The sequence below is a fragment of the Corynebacterium sp. ACRPS genome (assembly GCF_022346005.1).
Lineage (GTDB): Bacteria > Actinomycetota > Actinomycetes > Mycobacteriales > Mycobacteriaceae > Corynebacterium.
In genome coordinates, this window is the sequence record NZ_JAKRMY010000007.1 from 104887 (window position 1) to 126795 (window position 21909).

Annotated in this window: 21 protein-coding genes; 10 read left to right on the forward strand and 11 right to left on the reverse strand. The window is 58.7% G+C overall.

Annotation, left to right across the window (positions count from 1 at the left end; translation table 11 throughout):
- The first annotated feature begins 215 nt into the window (after positions 1-215).
- Positions 216-470 carry a hypothetical protein gene (locus tag MHX65_RS05690; protein WP_239269215.1) on the forward strand — a complete coding sequence of 85 codons (255 nt, stop codon included), beginning with the start codon at positions 216-218 and terminating at the stop codon, positions 468-470.
- A gap of 81 nt (positions 471-551) precedes the next feature.
- Here MHX65_RS05690 and MHX65_RS05695 read toward each other — a convergent pair whose 3' ends face one another.
- Together MHX65_RS05695 and MHX65_RS05700 are read right to left on the reverse strand one after the other, a co-directional pair.
- On the reverse strand, positions 552-890 hold the full coding sequence (locus MHX65_RS05695; RefSeq protein ID WP_023025886.1) for a P-II family nitrogen regulator: 339 nt from the start codon (positions 888-890) through the stop codon (positions 552-554).
- A gap of 27 nt (positions 891-917) precedes the next feature.
- Entirely contained in the window at positions 918-2240 is a 1323-nt protein-coding gene (locus MHX65_RS05700) for an ammonium transporter (protein WP_239269216.1), read from the reverse strand.
- 306 nt (positions 2241-2546) lie between these two features.
- Here MHX65_RS05700 and MHX65_RS05705 point away from each other — a divergent pair, with 306 nt between their 5' ends.
- The 6 genes from MHX65_RS05705 to MHX65_RS05730 all read left to right on the forward strand — a co-directional run bounded on the left by MHX65_RS05705 (position 2547) and on the right by MHX65_RS05730 (position 9835).
- Positions 2547-3578 (forward strand): ABC transporter substrate-binding protein, encoded by a 1032-nt coding sequence (locus tag MHX65_RS05705; protein WP_239269217.1) that lies wholly within the window; start codon positions 2547-2549, stop codon positions 3576-3578.
- An 18-nt stretch (positions 3579-3596) separates the two neighbouring features.
- Entirely contained in the window at positions 3597-5201 is a 1605-nt protein-coding gene (locus tag MHX65_RS05710; RefSeq protein ID WP_370657791.1) for an ABC transporter permease, read from the forward strand.
- Between the two features lie 2 nt (positions 5202-5203).
- The gene (locus tag MHX65_RS05715) at positions 5204-6232 is read left to right on the forward strand and encodes an ABC transporter ATP-binding protein (RefSeq protein WP_239269219.1); all 1029 of its coding nucleotides are present in this window, start codon (positions 5204-5206) and stop codon (positions 6230-6232) included.
- Between the two features lie 179 nt (positions 6233-6411).
- A complete protein-coding gene (locus MHX65_RS05720; protein ID WP_239269220.1) occupies positions 6412-8412 on the forward strand; it encodes a poly(ethylene terephthalate) hydrolase family protein in 2001 nt (666 codons plus the stop codon).
- A 10-nt stretch (positions 8413-8422) separates the two neighbouring features.
- A complete protein-coding gene (locus tag MHX65_RS05725) occupies positions 8423-8851 on the forward strand; it encodes an OsmC family protein (protein ID WP_239269221.1) in 429 nt (142 codons plus the stop codon).
- 78 nt (positions 8852-8929) lie between these two features.
- Positions 8930-9835, forward strand: a complete 906-nt coding sequence (locus tag MHX65_RS05730) for a DUF1906 domain-containing protein (RefSeq protein WP_239269222.1) — start codon at positions 8930-8932, stop codon at positions 9833-9835.
- A gap of 2 nt (positions 9836-9837) precedes the next feature.
- On the opposite strand, the gene MHX65_RS05735 is transcribed toward MHX65_RS05730, so the two are convergent.
- From MHX65_RS05735 to MHX65_RS05760, 6 genes are all read right to left on the reverse strand, one after another.
- Positions 9838-10767, reverse strand: coding sequence for a hypothetical protein (locus MHX65_RS05735; RefSeq protein WP_239269223.1), 930 nt, complete (start codon positions 10765-10767; stop codon positions 9838-9840).
- Positions 10768-10806: 39 nt separating this feature from the next.
- Entirely contained in the window at positions 10807-12450 is a 1644-nt protein-coding gene (locus tag MHX65_RS05740; protein ID WP_239269224.1) for a solute symporter family protein, read from the reverse strand.
- Positions 12451-12798, reverse strand: a complete 348-nt coding sequence (locus tag MHX65_RS05745) for a DUF485 domain-containing protein (protein ID WP_005279845.1) — start codon at positions 12796-12798, stop codon at positions 12451-12453.
- A gap of 398 nt (positions 12799-13196) precedes the next feature.
- Positions 13197-14060 carry an aldo/keto reductase gene (locus MHX65_RS05750; protein WP_239269225.1) on the reverse strand — a complete coding sequence of 288 codons (864 nt, stop codon included), beginning with the start codon at positions 14058-14060 and terminating at the stop codon, positions 13197-13199.
- 110 nt (positions 14061-14170) lie between these two features.
- Positions 14171-14530, reverse strand: coding sequence for an FKBP-type peptidyl-prolyl cis-trans isomerase (locus tag MHX65_RS05755; protein ID WP_023025863.1), 360 nt, complete (start codon positions 14528-14530; stop codon positions 14171-14173).
- Positions 14531-14651: 121 nt separating this feature from the next.
- The gene (locus MHX65_RS05760) at positions 14652-15944 is read right to left on the reverse strand and encodes a citrate synthase (RefSeq protein WP_239269226.1); all 1293 of its coding nucleotides are present in this window, start codon (positions 15942-15944) and stop codon (positions 14652-14654) included.
- 157 nt (positions 15945-16101) lie between these two features.
- On the opposite strand from MHX65_RS05760, the gene serC reads away from it, so the two are divergent.
- The 3 genes from serC (at position 16102) to MHX65_RS05775 (ending at position 19009) form a co-directional block, all read left to right on the forward strand.
- Positions 16102-17220 (forward strand): phosphoserine transaminase, encoded by a 1119-nt coding sequence (gene serC, locus MHX65_RS05765; protein WP_239269227.1) that lies wholly within the window; start codon positions 16102-16104, stop codon positions 17218-17220.
- Between the two features lie 106 nt (positions 17221-17326).
- Positions 17327-18175, forward strand: coding sequence for a septation protein SepH (sepH, locus tag MHX65_RS05770; RefSeq protein ID WP_239269228.1), 849 nt, complete (start codon positions 17327-17329; stop codon positions 18173-18175).
- A gap of 3 nt (positions 18176-18178) precedes the next feature.
- A complete protein-coding gene (locus tag MHX65_RS05775; RefSeq protein ID WP_239269229.1) occupies positions 18179-19009 on the forward strand; it encodes a DUF6928 family protein in 831 nt (276 codons plus the stop codon).
- Here MHX65_RS05775 and MHX65_RS05780 read toward each other — a convergent pair.
- Genes MHX65_RS05780 through MHX65_RS05790 form a run of 3 tightly spaced genes read right to left on the reverse strand, consistent with a single transcriptional unit; the run spans position 18970 to position 21909 of the window.
- Positions 18970-19776, reverse strand: coding sequence for a TrmH family RNA methyltransferase (locus MHX65_RS05780; RefSeq protein WP_239269230.1), 807 nt, complete (start codon positions 19774-19776; stop codon positions 18970-18972). The two genes, MHX65_RS05775 and MHX65_RS05780, sit on opposite strands and share 40 nt — an antisense overlap.
- Before the next feature lie 10 nt (positions 19777-19786).
- Positions 19787-21190 carry an NCS2 family permease gene (locus MHX65_RS05785; RefSeq protein WP_239269231.1) on the reverse strand — a complete coding sequence of 468 codons (1404 nt, stop codon included), beginning with the start codon at positions 21188-21190 and terminating at the stop codon, positions 19787-19789.
- Positions 21191-21240: 50 nt separating this feature from the next.
- Positions 21241-21909 (reverse strand): DUF3027 domain-containing protein, encoded by a 669-nt coding sequence (locus tag MHX65_RS05790; RefSeq protein ID WP_239269232.1) that lies wholly within the window; start codon positions 21907-21909, stop codon positions 21241-21243.

The following is a 21909-nucleotide window of genomic DNA, read 5'->3' on the forward strand; positions in this document are numbered from 1 at the left end:
TCCCAGTCATCGCTGTGACTGGATAGCCGAGGGGATCAAGTTCTCTAAATACATATCTTGCCCCGACTTGTCCGGCTTTGAATCGCAGAGGCGGTTGAAACTTCAATCAACCAGTAGGTTGATTGGAGGCTTGTTCCCCTCGTGTCCACCAATCAGGGGTCGGGTCCCTTTTCTCGCTCGCGGGAGTTGACGTTGACAGCGGTGGTACTGCTCAGATGATCGTTGCTGCATGGGGTACGCTCTCCAGCCAGCCCGCGGCCGTGAAACTCGGCCAAGAAAACTCCAAGGAGCAGCTCAAGCGCTCTAAGCGGTTCAAGGCAGAAGCAACGCGTGCAATTTTTAGCGGCATCGAACAGCGCAAGCAGCGCGATGCTCTAGTGTCCAGCGATAAAAACGTGCTGGATAGCTTGGTGGATGCCTTGGCCAATATTATGGCCTCCGCAAAAGAAACTGGCCAGCTAGAAAGCTAAAATCCCAGGTTCACACACCGCAGCAAAAGCCCTAGGCCTCCAGTCTTCTGTGGAGGCCTGGGGCGCTGGTGCGTTGGAGCCTTAAATAGCCTTCTCGCCTCGCTCGCCGGTGCGAACGCGGATGACGTCTTCGACGGGTGCGATCCAAATCTTGCCGTCGCCGATTTCGCCGGTGCAGGCGGCGTCGACGATGGCATCGACAATCGCTTCGGCGTCATCGTCTGCCACGATGAGCTCGATTTTGGCCTTGGGCACAAAGGAGGTGGCGAATTGGGCACCGCGGTAGATTTCCTTGTTACCGCGTTGCTGGCCAAAGCCTTCGATTTCGGTGACCGTCATGCCCGGTGAGCCGAGTTTTTGTAGTGCTTGCTGGATATCATCAAGCGTAAAGGGCTTGACCACGGCTGTTACGAGTTTCATTGTTGCTCCTAGGTATCGCTGGGCGTTTTAGTTGCGGCTGGTGGTACCGCGCATAGCGCGGCCGCCAATGTCATAGCCGGTCTCACGGTGACCACCAAAGTCAATGCCGTCGGTTTCAATCTGGTCGGTCACGCGCCAGCCGATGGTCGCCTTCAAAATCACCGCAATGATGGCGGTAATGACTGCGGCGAAGGCCACGGCGATTGCGGCGATGAGGATCTGTACGATGAGCAGCTTCCAGCCCTCGGCGCCGCCACCGGTGAAGATGCCGCGGTCATTGGCAAAGAAAGCAACCGCCACGGTGCCCCACAGGCCGGCGACCAGGTGGACGCCCACGACGTCGAGAGAGTCATCGAAGCCGAAGCGGAACTTCAGGCCCACGCCCAGGCAGCCCAGCATGCCGCCGAGGGCACCCATGATGAGCGAGGTCACTGGGTTCAGGTCGCCCGCAGCTGGGGTAATGGTGACAAGTCCTGCGACCACACCGGAGGCTGCACCCAGGGAGGTGCAGTAGTTATCGCGCAGCTTTTCCACGAGCAACCAGCCCAGGATTGCCGCAGCCGTTGCGGCGGTGGTGTTGACCCAGGCCAGGCCGGCGAGGCCATCGGCTGCGAAGGCGGAACCACCGTTGAAGCCGAACCAACCAAACCACAGCAGGCCGGCACCGAGCATGACCATGGGCAGGTTGTGGGGGCGCTGCACGCTCTTCGGGAAGCCTTGGCGCTTGCCCACGACAATCGCGAGGACCAGTGCGGCCGTACCGGCGGAAATGTGGACGACGGTACCACCGGCAAAGTCAATGGGGGCCACAAGCGCTTCCCCGCCTTCGCTGCCAAAGATCCAGCTGGTGACGCTGCTTTCGCCCTCACCCAGGATGCCGCCGCCCCAGACCATGTGAGCCAGCGGGAAGTAGACAAAGGTTGCCCACAGGCCGCTGAATACCATCCAGGTACCGAACTTCACACGGCCGGCGAGTGCACCGGAGATAATCGCGGTGGAAATAACGGCGAAGGTGAGCTGGAAGCCGATATCAATGATATTGGCGTAGCCTTCCGCGCCTTCGAGGTATTCACCATTGGCATCAAAGATGGAATCCTTCAGCCCGAAGAACTCGAAGGGGTTGGCAACGATGCCGCCCCAGGACTCCGTGCCGTAGCTCATCGACCAGCCCCAGAGGACATAAATGATGCTGACTACCGCTAGTGAGCCGAAGGACATCAACATCATATTGAGCACGCCGCGGCGCTCTGTCATGCCTCCGTAAAAAAGTGCCAGGGCTGGGGTCATGAGAAGCACGAGAGCCGCGCTCATGAGCATCCAGCTCGCATTGCCTGCGATCACCGAATCCATTGTTTCTCCTTGTAGGGTTCCTTCATTGCTTTTCATAACGGTAGTACTACAGGTATACAAATATCTATTGAGCTATAGGTTAACCCCCAATGTGGGGCTACTTCGAGCTTGTCACCTCGTGGTTTCCCGCTTTTTAGCGCTAACCGCTGCCCACTCGAGCGAGGCTCCTTGGCCACACCTCCACGACATCCGCCCAGGAGCTCAAAGAATTTACTGTGCGTTCACACCTATCCCAAGTTGCCTTAACTTCGGCGCAGTTAGATAGACGTTCCTGTTAACTACTCTCTCTCTGGAGGACCTTCCCCAATGAAGCCGAAGCACTCTTCTCTCGCTGCCCTAGCCCTTGCTTCAACCGTTCTTCTTAGTTCGTGCGGTGAGCCTGCGACCGACAATGACGATACGCAGGTCGCAAGCGATTCAACCACTATTACCGTCTATACCTCCGAGCCGGAAGAGAAGGTCGATGAAATCAATGCGGCCTTCAATGAAGAAAACCCCGATATCGAGGTCAAGGTATACCGCGCTGGTACCGGCGATTTGAACGCGCGCATTTCTTCGGAGAAGCAATCTGGCGACATTGAAGCAGATGTTTTCTGGGCGGCCGATGCTCCTACCTTTGAAAATTACGCCGAGGACGGTGACCTCATCGAGCTTGCCGATGTCGATTCCGACGACATCATCGACGAGGCCAAGGACGACGAGAATTTTTATGTCGGCACGCGCATCATCCCTACGGTCATTGCTTATAACACCGATGAAATCGCAGAAGTTGATGCCCCGACCTCGTGGGCAGATCTCACCGATCCGAAGTACAAGGACAAACTCGTCATGCCTAACCCGGCGGTCTCTGGTGCGGCGGCCTTCAATGCCTCAGCATGGAAGAACAATTCAGACCTCGGTGAAGCGTGGATCGAAGACCTAGGCAAGAATTCCCCGATGATCGCAGAGTCCAATGGCCCTACTTCCCAAGAAATCGCCTCCGGTTCTAGGCCCGTCGGCGTGGTCGTCGATTACTTAGTCCGCGACCTCGCGGATAAGGGATCCCCGGTTGCCCTCGCCTACCCCACCGAGGGATCACCGTATATTTCTGAGCCCGCGGGCGTATTCAAAGACTCCAAGGAACAAGAAGCAGCACAAAAATACATCAACTTCTTGCTTTCGAAGAAGGCACAAGAAATTGCCGTCGATCAGTCGTACCTCCCGGTGCGCGAAGACGTGGGAACCCCAGCAGCCACCCCTGAACTCGCAGACATTGAGTTGATGGACCAAGACCTAGAAAAAATCACCAAGGATAAAGACGCCGCCGTCGAGGTTTTCCAGAAGGCAGTTTCTTCCTAGTTCTTGATGGCTCCCTTGTTGAAAAATCCCTCCGTATCCGCGCTGCGCGTTGGCGTGTGGCTCATTGCCATCGGCCTGTTCATCGCGCCTTTAGCCCTTGTTGTCTCCCTTGCACTGGGCGGAAACCAAATTCCCGTCCTGCTAGAGCAAGGTCTCGGCATCGCCACATGGAATTCGCTTTTTACCACGGCGCTTTCGGCGCTCGCCGCCGTCATCATCGGCACCGTTATAGCCATCGCGCTAGACCGCACGGATATCTACGGTTCTTCGGTGCTGCGCCTATTCCTGCTTTCCCCGCTCTTGGTTCCACCATTTATCGGAGCGATCGCCTGGATTCAACTCTTCGGCCCGAATCAGGGATTAAATAAGCTCTTTGGGTTCGAAATATGGAATATCTACGGCGCAGACGGGGTCATAGCGCTGATGACTATCCACTCTTTTCCCACGGCATACGTCATCATTTCTTCAAGCCTGCGCTCCATCTCCCCTGATTTTGAACTGGCCGCCCGGGTATCGGGCGCTTCCGTGGTGACAGTTCTGCGCACGGTCACCCTTCCGCTCCTGCGCCCTGCATTGTTGTCCGCGTTTACCCTCACGGCAATTGCTAATCTGGCTGACTTTGGGATTCCCGCCATTATCGGCTCACCTGCTCGGTTCGAAACCCTTGCGACGATGATTTACCGCTTCATTGATTCCGGCACCGTATCCAATCCTTTGCAGGTGGTCTCTACCATCGGCGTTGTCCTCTTATTCTTGGGAATCGGCGCCGTCATTTTGGACTATCTCACCTCCCTGAAAAACTCGTCTTCTACCCATAACTCCGGAAGCCCGGCGCGCTTTGCGCTGCATTCAGCGCGTTGGCCGGTCACGATCATCATGTGGGTGTGCGGACTCGCCATTTCCATTGGCCCGATCCTCGGTTTGGCCTACCGCGCGTTGCTGCCAGCCCCTGGGGTTCCATTTACTCTTGAAACCATTTCGCTGGCGAACTTTAGCGCTGCTTTATCCAACCCGCGCGTTATCGACGGCCTAACCAATTCCGCATTTTTGTCGATAACCGCCGCGATAATCTGCGGGATTCTCGGCTGGGTCATCGGAATTCTAGTGACTCGGACCCAGGCGCGGGGAAATACGCTTTTAACACTTTCTGCGCTGCTACCGAGCGCGCTGCCTGGGCTCATCATCGGCGTCGCCTGGCTGATTGCCGGGCGCTATACCGGGCTGTATAACACCATTTGGATAATCCTTATCGCCTATGTCTGCGCTTTTACCGCACTCGTTGTCCAATCCGTGCGTGCACCGCTCATTAGCACCCCGGTCACCGTGGAAGAAGCAGCGCGTATTTCTGGCGCCACACCGCTTAAGGCGCTATTTACTACCACCGGCGCGATGACCATTCCGGCGGCCATCTCCGGCGCGGTACTGGTCGCGGTGACCGCGATTCGAGAACTTACTATTTCCGTACTCCTCGTCGCCCCCGGAACCACAACACTGGGTGTCCAAGTATTCAATCTGCAACAGGCAGGAGATTATAACCAGGCATCAGCACTCGCCCTGCTCTTCGCGCTGCTGGGCATCATTGCCCTCGCACTGACTATCCGCGCTCCTAAGGTAAGGACATAATAATGGCGAAAATTGCAGCTTCCCACCTCACGGTCACTTTTCCAGATGGAACCACCGGCCTGCGCGATATCAGCCTCTCCATCGAACCCGGAGAACTCATCGCGCTCGTTGGCCCGTCAGGCTCCGGTAAAACCACGCTTTTGCGCACCATCGCTGGTTTTATTTCTCCATCGTCAGGTGAGCTTTACATAGATGGCCGGCAGATGACTGATATTCCGCCGGAGAAACGCGGCATCGGCATGGTCTTCCAACAGCACGCGATCTGGCCGCACATGTCTGTGAAGGACAACGTTGGCTACCCGCTGCGCCAGGCAAAAGTAGCTAAGGCAGAGCGCGAAGTGCGCATTTCTGAGACCTTAGCTCTCGTGGGCCTGCCGGGATTCGAGGAGCGTATACCGGACAGCCTTTCTGGCGGGCAGCGCCAGCGCGTTGCTTTGGCCCGGGCGATCGTCGCTAATCCCACAGTTTTATTGCTGGATGAGGCTCTTTCGGCCCTCGATGAACCACTGCGCGATAATTTGCGCCGCGAATTGGTAGCCCTGACACAAAAACAACGCCTAACCACGGTGCACGTCACCCACGATCGCGCCGAGGCGCTGGCAATTGCAGATAGAGTCGTGGTTCTAGACGGCGGCGAAATCCAGCAGATTGCTACCCCGCAACAATTACTGGAAAATCCCGCTAACCCGGTGGTCGCGGGATTTATTTCGGATGCCACGATTGTCCAGGCCTCTATTTCAGGTGACAGCGTCGAGTGCCCTGCTCTTGGCATCTCTTGGCCATTGAGCGAAGTAACCGTGCGAGGCGAAGGCACTAAAGCCGCCATCTTGCCGCGCCACGCCAAAATCGTGGAGGAAGACCAACCAGGTGCCACGGTTCCAGCGGTAGTTGACTCAGCCATTTTCGAAGCCGGGCACTACTCCGTTACCGCCTCCCATGAATCTGGGGTCACGTTCCGGACTACCGCAGCTCATAAACCAGCCCTTGGACAATCGGTGCGTATCCGCTTCTCGCCGCCCTTGATTTATTAATTCACCGCATCGCGCGAGCTTTTGCCTGTTCAGCACTTGTCCAGCACCCCCTTTTACTGCAACGGTTGCACCCGCTTTCCGGCGGGCCTAATGTGCTTCCACGCTGGACTTTAAGTTTTCCACTATCGGACTTTCAGCCCACTCGTTTCAATTAAGCACCACCAACAAGGAACGCGTATATGTCCGACTCCGCATCCCCCTCCCCCACTCCCGTGGAAGAACAGTCGTCTCTTTCTCTAGAGCAGCAGACAGAGCAGTTGCCCGCTGAGGTTTCGAAGAAGCGCCGCTTTAGCGATGGCTGGAAACTCTTTGTGTGCATCGTCATCGTTCTCGTCGGTGGGTTGGGCTCATCCCTGGTACAAACCGATGGCGGCAAAATTCAGGTCACTGACCTCAAAATCGCCGGCAAGCACGGCGCTACGGTCACCGCAGATCTCTTCCGGCCGAAGGACGCGACGCCGGAGAATAAAGCGCCGATGGTCATCGTCTCGCCCGGTTTCCAGCGCACTAAGGAAACCCAGGTCTCCAACTCGTTGGAATTGGCCCGGCGCGGCTTTGTCACCCTGGTGGTTGACCCGTATAACCAGGGCGAGTCCAGCTCGCAACACCCAGACGATAGTGATTCCGCCGTGGTGACCGCCATTGATTACGTCACAGACCACCTGGATACGTTTAATTACGTCGATGAGGATCGCATCGGCATTACCGGCCACTCCGCCGGTGGTACTGCGGTGCGCACCGCAGCCAATAAGTACGGCAAGAAGGTAGACGATGCCCTCGAAGCTGCCAAGGACCCGAATAGCGAAGGCGGCACCACCATCACAGATGGCGAGCGCAAGCGCGCCGAGGACCTAGATAAGATCTCCGCGGTCTTTATCTCTGGCTGGCTCAAGAACTTAAACGATAAGAAGTTTGCCCACGTGCACTCAAATATGGCGCTGGGCTATGCCCGCTTCGATGAAGGCGGCTACCGAAATATCAACGGCGATGGCGATCTGCGCGATGCCCCAGAGGCTCTGTCCATGGTCAACTCTGGGCTCAAGAAACAAGACCAGGTGGACCACATTGAGATCGGCCGGGGCTACGGGGACATCGACAAGGGCACGTACCGCGTTGCCTATAACGATGAAACGCTGCACCCGCTGCAGCCGCTCACACCTAGTGCCATCGGCAGCATTCTCGAGTTCTTCGATGACACCCTGGATGCCCCAGTGAAGATGGATTCCGGCAACCAGACGTGGTGGCTGAAAGAAGTCTTTAACCTCATTTCCCTCATCGGCGGCATCGCCATGCTCTTCCCGCTGACCCGAATGCTCCTGCGCACCCGCTACTTTGCGCCAGTAGCCCAGGCGCTCCCAACCGTACCGAAGCGTCCGCGGGGCAAAGAAGCCGCGAAGTTCTGGGGCTTTTTCGTGTTAACCGCAGCCATCGCCTTTTTCACGTTCATGCCGCTGGCGAACCTTTCGCAGGACGTCTTCTACGATGCCGCGAATAAGGTCAGCACCTGGTTCTTCCCGGCGCGCATGGTCAACTCGGTGGTCTTGTGGGCCATCGTCAACGGCATCGTCGGGCTTATCTTGTTCTATATCACCCGGGATAAGTCCACCTATGCCCGCGGCGAGCGCGCCCGCGCGTGGGGCATCACGATGAGCTGGCGCACCTTTGGGCGCACGCTACTGCTGGCCTTCATCTTGCTCTTTGTGTACTTCTCCGTGCTATCCATTGTGTATCTTGCCTTCCACAATGATTACCGTTTCTTGGTCGTGGCCTCGCGCCCGCTGACGCTGCGCTGGTTCCTGGTGGCGCTGATGTACGTACCTGCGATGTTCATCTTCTATCTGGCCAACTCCATTCGCGCCGGCGTGGGCACGCGTTATAGCGATACGCCCAAGTGGCAGACCTACCTCATCGCGGCGCTGGCGAACTCTGTCGGCTTGGCGATGATCTTCGTTATCCAATATTCCGTCTTCGCCGCCACCGGCACGGTGCACTGGACCGATGACTGGCTGTATGTGAACATGCTGCAGTCCATCTTGCCCATGATGATCCTGCTGCCCATCTTGAACAAGATGTTTTATGCCAATACCGGCCGCGTATGGCTCGGCCCCCTGGTTATCGCGCCCATCTTTATCACCATGTCCTTGGGCGGCAGCGTGGCCTATATCCCGAGCCTGGCTTAAGCTCTAAGCCATGAGTGAAATCATCAAGCAGTATTCCGTTGACCTTAACCGCGTAGAAAATTCGGTGTACCGGGCCACCAATGCGGATGGGGCCAGCATCGAATTTGGCCGCGGGGAGGGCCTGTTGTCGCCGGTAGAGCTCCTGCTGGCCGCCGTCGCTGGGTGCACCGCGGTGGATGTGGATGTCGTAACCTCCCGGCGCACCGAGCCGGAGTCTTTCCAGGTGCGCGCAGAGGGCGACCGCGTGGATGAGGATGGCGCTTCGCGGCTTTCCGATGTCCGCGTTTCCTTCGACCTCGCCTTCCCCTCCACCCCAGATGGCGATAAGGCCCGCGCGCTCGTGGATAACCTGATCCGCATCTCCCACGAGAAGGATTGCACGGTATCGCGCACCGTAGAACACGCCACGAACGTGGAATTTAGCAACGAGTCAAAATAAACACGATTCCCCCACCGTCTCCTGCTATGGTGCATTTGTTAACTATTGTGACTAATGCAATCACCGCAGGAGTTATTCATGTCGCCGTCTCTATCTCGTCGCGGCCTCTTGAAGGCAAGCGCCCTTGCCCTTACCGCCGGCGCCATTGGTGCGGCCGCACCCTCTGCCGCCGCCCTCGGCCCGGTGCGCGGCACCATTATCGATTTTTCCTCCGGCATCCCCTCCCCCGCCGCCATCAAGCGTGCGGGCCATATCGGTGCCATTCGCTACGTTTCCAATAAGCGCCCCGGCGCGGCCTGGATGACCGGCAAGCCGGTCACACTCCAAGAGACTGCCGCCAATGCCGCCGCCGGCCTACCCACGGCTTCGGTCTATCAATTCGGCCGCGCCGAAACCGCCGATTGGAAGCAGGGCGCGGCGGGCGCCGCCATCCACGCCCCGCAGGCCATTTCGCTGCACAAGGCCGCCGGTGGACCCACGCACCGCCCCATTTATATCGCCATCGACGATAACCCCACCCGCGAGCACTACACCCAGTTCATCCGGCCATACCTGCAAGCGTTTTCCAAGGCCCTGTCCGTGGCCGGCTACCAGACCGGCGTCTACGGCAACTACAACACCATCGAGTGGGCCAGCCGCGATGGGATTGGCACGTTCTACTGGATGCACGACTGGGGCTCCAACGGGAAAATCCATCCCAAGACCACCATTCACCAGCTTCCGCAGTCGCGCCAGCAGACCATCGAGAACGTCATCGTCGATGTCAACGAGGTCTACGCCAGCGACTGGGGTCAATGGACGCCCGGGTCCAAGCAGCCAGGCATCCAGGATCTCAGCTCCACCCTGGACAAGGCCATCCCGAATATGCCGGAGCTGCCGCAGGTCACCGCGGATGGGGTGAGCTTTAAGGGGTCATCGCTAAGCAACGAGCAAATCCGCGGGCTTGCCGATGCCGCCCAGGACATCGCCAAGGCCATTAAGTAGGCCTATTTCCCCTTGGGCTCGGAGGACTTCTTTTCGTCCTTTTTGTCCTTGTCCTTCTTCTCGCTCGAGGTCGGCTTCTTTGAGGTTGTCTCGATGGGCGGGACGTCCTCGCCGTCCTTGTACTTCAGAAACCGCTCGGTGGCCTTGCCCAGGTTCTCACCATTGATCTCACTCTTGACGTAGTCCGTGAGGTCATCGGCAGAGCCATTAATGGAGGCCGCGGCGACGAAGTTTTTACCAAAGGACACCGAGGAATTGATGGACTTATCGTTGGACCAGCCCCACTTGCTGCCCACGACATTAGAAAGCTTCGCGGTGCCATAATCCTGGTCATAACCATCTTCTGAGACTGGATCCGCGTGCGACATCGCCACCAGCACGGGATGGGTTTCATCGCGCTTGATGAGCTGCGAGATAAAGCTGGCCACGTCATAGGTGGAGGTTTCCGAATAGCCCCAGGTCTCGCCCGCCTTGGTGGATTCCAGATCGTATTCCTTGGCAATCTTATCGATGGAATCCGGGTACTTCTTAAACAGCTCCTCGGCGCTCTTATCAGAAGAGCTGGCGATCATGCCGAGCGCCTCGTACTTGTCTTCGTACTCACCCTGTTCAATGACGTAGGTGGCGATGTAGAGCTTGATGAGGCTAAGCGCCGGGCGGGGATCGTGTTCTGCCGCAGAGCCCATATACATGCCATCGTGCAGGCGAATATAGCTAATGGAATGGTCCTCATCCCCCTTGAGGAACTCATTGATGCGCGGGGGCACCTTTGCCGCCCTATGCGCGGTAATCGTGGTGTCTTCGGCTTTGGCGGTGCTATCTCGCTCGCTATTGCTGCACCCAGCAACCGTAGAGCAGGCAAGCATGCACACGGCAAGGGCGGCACCAGCCTTTACTGATGCCGCCGCGTTGAGAGAGGACGGATTAAACACGTCGAACCATATTACCGGTAATTGCTACCTTTCGGGCAATTAGTGCTGGACTGGGGCCTCGACGCCCACACCGGTCAAGGAACGAACCTCCATCTCTGCCGCCAACTCGTCCAAGTTGTCCGGCTTGGTCACGATGGATACGAACCAACCGACGAAGAAGGACAGCGGGATACTGACCAGACCCGGCGAGGTCAGCGGGAAGATCGCCCAGTCCGCGTTCGGGAACATGGCGCTTTCGGTGCCGGATACCGCTGGAGAGAAGAAGATGAGGACCAAGCAGGAGACAACACCGGTATACATGGAGGCCACGGCACCCGCGGTGTTGAAGCGGCGCCAGTACAGCGAGTACAGGATGGTCGGCAGGTTAGCCGATGCCGCCACTGCGAAGGCCAGGGAGACCAGGAAGGCCACGTTCTGGGTCATCGCCAAGATGCCCAAGATAATGGAGACGATACCCAGCACCACCACGGTAGCCTGCGAGACGCGCACCTGCTCTGCCTCGGTGGACTCACCGTTGCGAATAACCGCGTGGTAGATATCGTGCGCAATGGAGGCGGAGGCGGTAATCGCCAGGCCCGCCACCACGGCGAGCACGGTAGCAAAGGCCACGGCGGAAATAATGGCCATGAAGATGGAGCCACCGATTTCCAGTGCCAGCAGCGGTGCCGCGGCGTTCGCGCCACCCGGTGCGTTCAGGATGCGGTCCGGGCCAACCAGTGCGGCTGCACCGTAGCCCAGAATCAGGGTCATCAGGTAGAAGGCACCGATGATAACGATGGCCCAGGTCACGGAGCGACGAGCCTCAACGGCGGTGGGCACGGTGTAGAAGCGCATCAGAACGTGTGGCAAGCCGCCCACACCCAGCACGAGGGACATACCCAAGGAGATGAAGTCCAGCTTAGCGGCGGTAGAGCCACCGTACTTCAGGCCCGGCTCCATGATTTCCTTAGCCTCATAGCCCTTTTCATGGAGGTAATCAGACGACGCGTGCATATCAATAGCGGTGCTGAACATGTTGCTGAAGCCACCGCGCAGTGAGACAAACACCATGATGCACATGATGACCACACCGGTCACCAGCAAGACGGCCTTAATCATCTGCACGTAGGTCGTGCCCTTCATGCCGCCGACCAAGACATAGAGGATCATCAGCACGCCGACGATGCCAACGACGACTGCCTGCCACTTAAAGTCATGGATGTTCAGCAGCACGGCCACCAGCGAACCGGCGCCGGCCATCTGGGCAATGAGGTAGAATAGCGTCACGAAGAGCGTGGCAATGGACGCGGCCACGCGCACCGGCTTTTGCTTCAGGCGGAAGGACAAAACGTCCGCCATGGTAAAGCGGCCCACGTTACGCATCGGCTCGGCCACGAGCATCAGGGCCACGAGCCAGGCGACGAAGAAGCCGACGGAGTACAAAAATCCGTCGTAGCCGTTAAGCGCCACCGCACCGACGATGCCGAGGAAGGATGCCGCAGAAAGGTAGTCACCGGAGATAGCCAAGCCATTCTGGCGGCCGGAGAACGAGCCACCACCGGTATAGAAGTCAGACGCCTTCTTCGTGGACTTGCCGGCGCGCAACACGACGGCCATGGTAACCACGAGGAAGATGCCGAAGATGGAGATATTCAGAATCGGGTTACCGGCAGAAGTTTCTTGTGCAAGGTAAGTGGTAGTCATTTACTTGGCCTCCAACTTCTCGCGAATAGCAACCGATTTAGGCTGAATATTCTTATTGGCGTATTTCACGTAAATCCAGGTAATGATGAACGTGGTCAGGAACTGGGCCAGGCCGAAGACGAGGCCGACGTTCCAGCCGCCATCGCCAAGCTCAATGGCCATAAAATCAGGCGCAAACACGGCGGTGAGCACGTAGACGATGTACCACACGAAAAACGCGACGGTCATGGGAAAAGTGAAACTACGATAAGCGCTGCGCAACTCGCCAAACTCTTCGCTATCGCGCATTTCTATGTAGTCGGCTGCCGTAAGCTCACGACGCTCGACTGGAGCAGTTGTATCACTCATAGAAGGGTTGTCTCCTTGGGTGAGAGAGGTTCTGTACAAACGAGGCGCAATGTGTTGTTCATCACTACCCGCGTTGATATGTAAGATACAGAACAATCTTTGCAAAGCAGTAAATATTGCCAATACATCCCACAAAAACTCCCCCCCCCTTTTAGCCCGATAGGTTCCGGTGAACTGGGCTAATATTCTATGCAAATCACCCCCTCCATCCCAGGTTTAACGCGTTCGCAAATTTTGTTAACCAGACGTTAACTAATCAGTGAAGGCGGCGCGAAAGGAACCACCTATCAGCGAGGTGAGTGCCTTAACCAGCACGTACTCGCCCACTCAGCCATCCTGCACAGCAAAAGCCACCGACGACGCCGTCGCCGGTGGCTCCTTCGCCCGAGAGTGCTTTCTTAGCCCTCCGCGCCCGGGAATTCACGGGGATCATTAAACATGCGGCCAAAACCTTCTTGACCTTCCAAGGAGTCAATCGCCGTGATTTCATCCTTGCCCAGCTCCAGCTCCGCGGCGGCCAGGTTCTCCTTGAGCCGCTCACTGCGGGCAGACTTCGGAATAACGGAAATGCCCTTGGCCATCAGGTACGCCAGTACTACCTGCCCCTCGGTAGCCTCATGCGCGGCGGCAATCTTTTCAATCTCCGGGTTATTAAGCACCACACCGCGCGCCAGCGGAGACCACGCCTCGGTCACGATGCCGTGCTTGTGGTGGAACTCGCGCAGCTCCGGCTGGGTGAACCCAGGGTGCAGCTCCACTTGGTTGAGCACCGGGGTAATGCCGGTCTTGTCAATAAGGTCCTCGAGGACCTCTTCGTAGAAATTAGCGACACCGATGGAAGCGATTTGCCCCATCCCCTGCAGGCGGGCAATGGATTCGAAAGTCTCCACATACAGCCCACCCTGTCGCCACGGCCAGTGGATGAGGTACAGGTCCAAGTAATCCAGCTTCAGCTTCTCCATGGATTCCTGGAAGGCCTGTTCCGCCTTCTGCGCGCCGTGGTGAGAGTGCCAGACCTTGGAGGTAATAAACAGGTCCTCGCGGGTGACGTCGCCCGCGTCAATGGCTTGTTTGAGCGCAGTACCCAATGCCTCTTCGTTCTTGTACAGCGTCGCCGTATCAAAGTGGCGGTAGCCCAAGTCAATGGCTTCGCGGACTACGCGAATGCACTCATCGTCATTGAGTTTGTAGGTGCCCAGTCCAAGCTGGGGCATCTCGCGGTCATCATTGAATGAAATAGTTGGCACAGTCATAATTCCCATTGTGCCCCAGCTTCTCGTCTTATGCGGCCCCTTGCGGGAACTGACTGCCACTACACAACGAAAAACCGGCTCCCTTTAAGGAGAGCCGGTTCAACGATTTTTAGCGCAGCTTAGTCGGCGCGGATGAGGTCAATGATAAAGACCAAGGTGCGGCCGGACAGCGGGTGCGCACCGCCGGCGGGGCCGTAGGCCTTTTCCGGCGGGATGATGAGTTGACGGCGACCGCCTACCTTCATTCCCGGGATGCCCTCTTGCCAGCCGGCAATGAGACCGGTCAGTGGGAACTCGATGGACTGGCCACGGTCCCACGAGGAATCGAATTCTTGGTTGGTCTCATATTCGGCGCCAACGTAGTGGACCTCCACTACGCCACCAGGCTTGGCTTCAGCGCCATCGCCTACGACGATGTCCTCGATGACGAGGTCGGTCGGCGCTGGGCCAGACTGGGCTTCAATAACAGGTTTATCCATGGGGATTAGTCTCCTTGGGAAATCTAGTTTGTTCGTGCGGTCGCAATGAAACCGAACCGAGCTGCACCAATTATAGTGCTCAAGCCCGATTCGGTTGAATTGGGGCGACCAAAAGCGCTATTTAGCGCTCGCTGCGAGGGGTAACCTTGCGCAGGGTTTCACCGGTGTAAATCTGGCGAGGACGGTTGATCTTGGTGTTCATCTCCAGCTGCTCGCGGTACTGAGCGATCCAGCCCGGCAGGCGGCCGATGGCGAAGAGGACGGTGAAGAAGTCCGTCGGGAAGCCCATGGCGCGGTAGATGAGGCCGGTGTAGAAGTCCACGTTCGGGTAGAGCTTGCGGGAGACGAAGTAGTCATCGTTCAACGCAATCTCTTCCAGCTTCATGGCCAGGTCCAGCATCGGGTCGCCGCCCAGGTGATCGATGATCTCGTGTGCGGTTTCCTTGACGATGGCCGCGCGTGGGTCGTAGTTCTTGTACACGCGGTGGCCGAAGCCCATCAGGCGAACACCCTTTTCCTTGTTCTTCACGCGGTTCATGAAGTCGGTAGCGTCGCCGCCGTTGTTCTTCTCGATGTCCTCGAGCATCTCCAGCACGGCCTGGTTAGCGCCGCCGTGCAGCGGACCGGACAGGGCGTTGATGCCGCCAGCGATGGAGACGAACATGTTGGCCTGTGCGGAACCAATCATGCGGACGGTGGAGGTGGAGCAGTTCTGCTCGTGGTCAGCGTGCAAAATGAGCAGCTTGTCCAGCGCCTTGGAGACAACCGGGTCAACCTCGTACTCCTCGGTGGGGTAACCGAACATCATGCGCAGGAAGTTCTCGCGCGCGTTCAGGTTGTTATCCGGGTACATATAAGGCTTGCCCTGGGATGCGCGGTAAGCGTAAGCGGCCAGCATCGGCACCTTAGCCAGCAGGCGAACGGTGGCCTTGTCCAGCTGCTCCTCATCCAGCGGGTCCAGCTGGTCCTGGTAGTAGCTGGAGAGAATGTTCACGGAGGACGCAAGCACGGCCATCGGGTGTGCATCGCGCGGGAAGATGTTGAACTGCGCCTTAAAGTCCTCATCCAAGAGGGTGTGGTGGCGGATGGCGTTATTGAACTCCGACAGTTCCTGCTCGTCCGGCAGGTGGCCCTTAATCAGCAGGTAGGAAACCTCATTGAAGGTGGCGTTATTTGCCAATTCCGCAATATCGTAGCCGCGGTAGCGAAGGATGCCCTCCTCACCGTTAATAAAGGTAATCTTGGACTCGGTGGAGCCGGTGGAGGTGTAGCCGGGGTCGAAGGTAACAAGCCCGGTTTCCTTGCGGAGCTTGGAGATATCGAAGCCGGAATCGCCCTCAGTGGACTGCTTGATGTCCATCTCGTACTCGTTGCCGGCGTGCTTGAGTACTACCTTGTTTTCTTCAGTAGACACGGAATTTCCTTTCCCTGTTAAAGAGTTCTTTAAGGCACTAACTTATTCAAGTCAGCCTTATACCTATTCACACTCTAGCAAACTTTGTGATACTGCCAACAAGTTTACGGGCATCAAAATACCTGCCATCCAACCGGAACTGTTCTACACTAGCGGCATGAGTACTCCAGAAATCACACTGCCAGCAGATCTCTTGCCTTCCGATGGCCGCTTTGGCTGCGGACCCTCCAAGGTGCGCCCCGCCCAGATCGAGGCTATTGACCCCGCTATCGTGGGCACCTCGCACCGCCAGCCGGCGGTGAAAAACCTCGTCGGTTCCGTACGCGAGGGCTTAAGCGATCTCTTCTCGCTCCCTGAGGGATACGAAATTGTCCTGTCCCTGGGCGGCGCCACCGCCTTTTGGGATTCAGCTACCTTCGGCCTCATCGAGCGTCAGTCGGCCCACCTTACCTTCGGCGAGTTCTCCACCAAGTTTGCCAAGGCCTCTTCCAAGGCCCCGTGGCTCGATGCCCCAGCGCTCACCGAATCCCCCGTCGGCACCGCCCCGGATCCGCGCGAGCTTGCCGCCGATGCCGATGTCGCCGCCTGGGCCCACAATGAGACCTCGACCGGTGCGATGACGGAGGTTGTCCGCCCCCACCCCCACAACGACCAGCAGCTCGTGCTTGTCGATGCCACCTCTGGCGCCGGCGGCCTCCCCGTCAATATCGCAGAGACCGACGTGTACTACTTCTCGCCGCAGAAGTGCTTTGCTTCCGACGGCGGACTCTGGCTCGCCGCCATGTCCCCAGCCGCGCTGGAGCGCATCGAAAAGATCAATAACTCCGACCGTTTCATTCCGGAGTTTTTGAACCTGCAGACCGCGGTGAATAACTCCCGCAAGAACCAGACCTATAACACCCCGGCGATCGCCACCCTGCTCATGCTGGATAACCAGATTCAGTGGATGAATGACAATGGCGGCCTCGACGGCATGGTCAAGCGCACCACCGAATCCTCCTCCACGCTGTACAACTGGGCCGAATCCTGCCCAGAGGCCACTCCGTTTGTTAGCGAACCGGCAGCGCGCTCGCTAGTCGTGGGTACCATCGACTTCGACGACTCCGTCGATGCCGCCCACCTTGCCGCCACCCTGCGCGCCAACGGCATCCTCGATGTCGAGCCGTACCGCAAGCTGGGCCGCAACCAGCTGCGCGTGGGCATGTTCCCGGCGATTGAGCCTGGGGACATCGCCAAGCTCACGCAGTGCATCGACTACGTGCTGGATGCCAACTAAGTGATCAACATGCCCCGCCGCCTCGCATGGCGCGGGGCCTTTTCGCGTTATAGTTGACTGCATCACAGATCCGTCCTTCCGTCGATAGGCAAAGGAGCGCCACACTATGCGCGAGCTGTTTCTCGTTGACAGCGAATCGAGCGAAGACTCATTGGTGCTACGCACCGAAGAAGGCGAAGAGTTTTCCCTTCCCATCACCGATGAGCTGCGTTCCGCCCTCACGCCCACCGCTAGCAAGCCGGAGCCGCCAAAGCTAGCGCCGATGCCCAAGCCCTCCCACGAAGAGGAAGAAAAGCAGATCCGGCCGGCAGAGATCCAAAACCGCATTCGTGCCGGTGCCTCCACCGCGGAGCTCGCGGAAGAGATGCACGTCGATGAATCGCGCATCGAGCCCTTTGCCTACCCAGTCATGCTGGAGCGCAACCGCATTTCTGAGGTGTCCAAGCAGGCCCACCCGGTGCGCGAAGACGGCCCGGCCAAGCTCACCCTGTGGGAGGTACTGGCAAGCTCCTTTGCCGCCCGTGGCCACTCCCTCTCGGAGTCCACGTGGGATGCCTACCGCCACCAAGGCGAGCCGTGGGTTGTGCGCGTGACCTGGAAGGCGGGCCTTTCTGAAAACGAGGCGGAGTGGACCTTCAAGCAGTCCATGTCCTCGCCCGCTACGGTTGAGGCCCGCAACTCGGTCGCGGCAGACCTTACGGACCCGGACTTCGTACAGCCGGTGCGCTCGCTAACCTCATTGGGCAGCGGCCGCTATGACGAAGCCATTGACGGCGATCAGCCCGCCAATGTCACCGATATTTCCGGTTCCAGCGAGGAGACGGAAGAAGAGGAATTCCTGCAGAATCCGTCCTCCGAATCCAAGCCCTCGAAGCGCCGCCGCAAGGCCGTGACCCCGCACTGGGAGGACGTGCTTTTGGGCGTTCGCTCCAATACCAAGCGCCCGAGGGACTAAACAGTGGACATCTCTCATGCCGTTCTCACGCTGTGGTACATCTCCAAGCCCGGCGCCGAAGAGGTTCTCAAAACCGAGCCCAAGGCGGACCGCGGGTTCGGCCGCAAGTTCCTAGCCCAGCTCAACCCCAAGTTCCCGGTCACCCCGATTGGGCAATTCCCCCTCAACCGCTCCGCGCAGACGGATCCGAATGAATACTACATCGGCGGCTACCCGGGCATTACTGTGGTGCAAACGGTCTGCGAGGGCGAGTCCGTCCTGCTCTCCCAACTGCCGAACGACCTCTTAAACGCAGTCCCCGCCCAGCGGGTTATCGCGCTTATTAGCAACGCGGACGAGGACTATGCGGGCTTCGCGCTGTGGGAAGGCGGCGAGCTCAAGCGCAGCCTGTGCGCCACCCGTGACCGCCTGTACGAGGACACCGGCCTGCCCGAGCCCTTCGAGGCGCCGTTTTGGGCCGGCGAAAAGGACGAATCCCTCGGCGGCATTTCCCTGCCATTTCGGCCCCACAGCATCATGGAGGCCGGCCAGGAACACTGGTTGGGCATCACCGTGGGGCGGGAAGGCCCAGACCTGGACGTCGTGGGTTATGCCGTGGACGGGCGCCCAGAACCCAAGATCGATCCGCCCAAGCCAAAGCAGCCGGTCAGCGAGTTCGCCGCGCAATCCGCGAATAGGCTGGGCCTAAACGACTATGACGACTACGAGGATCACGATGCCGAGCCGGATTCCACCGGCGATGAGATCCTTTCCACCGCCAAACACCTCGGCTCGTTGATTGGCAACTGGCTGCGTCAGACGTTCAAGTCGCTTAAGGAGCGCTGGCGCTCATAAAAGGAAATGGCGGCCGCGGTCGCAACATTTAGAGAATCGGTACCAGGGGCCATCGGTATCCGCGCGCGGATATCTGTGGCCTTCATTGCGTGCTCGGTAAGCCCGGGGCCCTCCGCGCCAACGAGCATGGCCACCTTGTCTTGCCCGTGCATGGCCTCTGCCAGGTGCACCGCCTGGGGGTTGGGGGTTAAGGAAATGAGGGTAAAGGAGGCATCGGCAAGCGCCTGCAGCGAGCGCTGCCACGTGGTGAAACCGCCCTCTAAATGTGCGAAGGGCACGCGCAGCACATGGCCCATGGATACGCGCACCGAGCGGCGATAGAGCGGATCCGCAGCGCCGGAGCCGAGCAATACCGCATCCACGTTCATGCCCGCCGCGTGGCGGAAAATGGCGCCGATATTTTCATGATCCCCCACGCCCTCCAGCACGGCGATGGTGCGGGCCTGCTCCAGGATCTCACCCACCTCCGACTCTGGGGCGCGGTCCGCTGCGGCAACCAGCCCGCGGTGCATATCGAAGCCCGCGACCTCCGCCAGGGTCTCGCGAGAGACCTCGTAGACGGGGCACTCGGGCTCGCCGTACTCGGCAAAGAAGGCCTCCAGCTTCTGGGGAAAGCCCACAAGGCAGCGCATGGGGAACCGCGATTCCATGAGGCGGGCTGCCACCAAGGGGCCTTCTGCAATGACCAAACCCTCGCCGGATTTATCGGATTTGTTGAGGTTCCGAATATCGTCCAGGCGAGGGTCACGGGGATCAGAGATATGCATGCCTTCCAGGCTAGCCGATGGCCTCCGAAATCGGATCGATGCCAAAGTAAATGACGAACAAGCCAGCAAGCAGCCACATGATCCAGTGCACCTGCTTGGCCTTACCAGCAAAGGTGGACATGAGCGCGAAGGTAATAAAGCCCACGCCGATGCCATTGGCGATCGAATAAGTAAACGGCATGACCACGATGGTTAAAAAGGCCGGGATGGCCACCTCCATGCGCGTCCACGGGATATCCGTGAGCTGCGCGGCCATCATCACGCCCACGATGACCAGGACGGGTGCGGCGGCCTCGATGGGCACGATCTCATAGAGCGGGGTGAAAAACATGGCGGCGATAAATAGCAGGCCGGTCATGATATTGGCCAGGCCGGTGCGCGCGCCATCGGCAATGCCGGCAGAGGAATCCGCAAAGACGGTATTCGAGGACGCCGAGCCCAAGCCACCGGCCACCGCGCCGGCGCCTTCCACGACCAGCGCCTTCTTCATGCCCGGCAGGTTGCCGTTGTCATCCACGAGCTTGGCCTGCTTGCCCAGCCCGGTCATGGTGCCCATGGCATCAAAGAAGTTGGTCAGCAGCAGGGTGAAGATGAGCAGGACCGTGGAGATCACGCCGATATTGGCAAAGGCGCCGACCAGGTTCACATCGCCCACGATGGACAGATCCGGCAGCCCACCCAGCGCATCTGGGGCCTCTGGGGCGGCCATGCCCCAGTCCTCGGAGTCCGTGAGCGCCTGGACAATGAAGGCAATCACCGTGTTGAGGATGATGGCGATAAATAGCCCGCCCGGCACATTGCGGATGACCATGAAAGCACAAATAATAAGGCCGATGACGAAGACCACCGCCGGCCAGGTGGCAATCGAGCCATTAATGCCCAGCCCCACCGGCACGGTGGTCTGTGCGGCATCGGGCACGCGGGTAACGAACCCGCCATCCACGAAACCGATCATGGCGATGAACATGCCAATGCCCACGCCCATCGCGGCCTTCATGGGCTGCGGGATGGCGTCAAATACCGCGGTACGGAATCCGGACACGGCGAGCAGGACAATGATAAGGCCCTCGATTACCACGAGACCCATGGCTTCTTGCCAGGTCAGCCCGCTGGTAGCGACCATGCTGACGGCGACGAAGGTATTCATGCCCAGGCCCGCGGCCATGGCGAAGGGGTACTTCGCAATCGCACCGAAGGCAATGGACATCACGCCGGCGACCAGCGCAGTGGCGGCCGCAACCTGCGGCACGCCTAAGGTATAGCCCTCCGCGTCCGGGCTCGTGCCCAGGATCAGCGGGTTGAGCAAAATGATATATGCCATGGCGAAGAACGAGACCGTTCCCGCGCGTAGCTCGGTTCCGATGGTGGAACCGCGTTCAGAAATGTGGAAATAGCGATCGAGAGTGGCTTTCACGCCGTGCCCTTTCACGTAGAGCGGTATTTTTACGCCCTAAGTGTGCTGCTTTAATCCTCAAAATCAAAATCTTGGTAAATGGGCTTTTCATCATCGAAGGCCGCGGCCGGCGCCTTCTCCTCGCTCACCCGCGTCTGCGAATGCGCACCGCAACCGTAGCGCGCGTGCACCACGCGGCCATCAGCGGAATACTCGTTGGCGCATACCCCAAAGTTATCCATGAGCTGCATATAAAAAGCGCACGTGCGGCACTGCAGGTGCGCCTTGGCCGCCATCTCCGAGTTTGGACCATATTCCTCTTGCCAGCGATGCTTGGCATCCGCCAGGCCCTTGGCGGAAAGCTCATTTCCGTTCAGGCGCTCATCATCGATGGCCGGCGGCATGAGGTCTCCCGGGCCCAAATCCCCCGGCAGCACGCGGTCCTCATACGGCACCCATTCCGGGGCCTGCAGCGCCTCCCCGCCAGGCACCAGCGCCACCTCGTTGACGGTGACGTAGCGCGAACCTTCCGCGCACGCGAGCACGGCCTGCCATTCCCATCCTGGGTAGCCCGGCATATCCGCCGCAAAGCGATGGGTGACAACATTGCGGCCCATTCCAGCGACGCCCCTATGCTTGCCGATGCCCCCTTCCCCCACCTCTTCCAATGCCTCACGCGCAATGCGTACGGCGCGGGAATCGATCAACGGATTTGCTTTTCGCTTACTCACGCCCCTCAT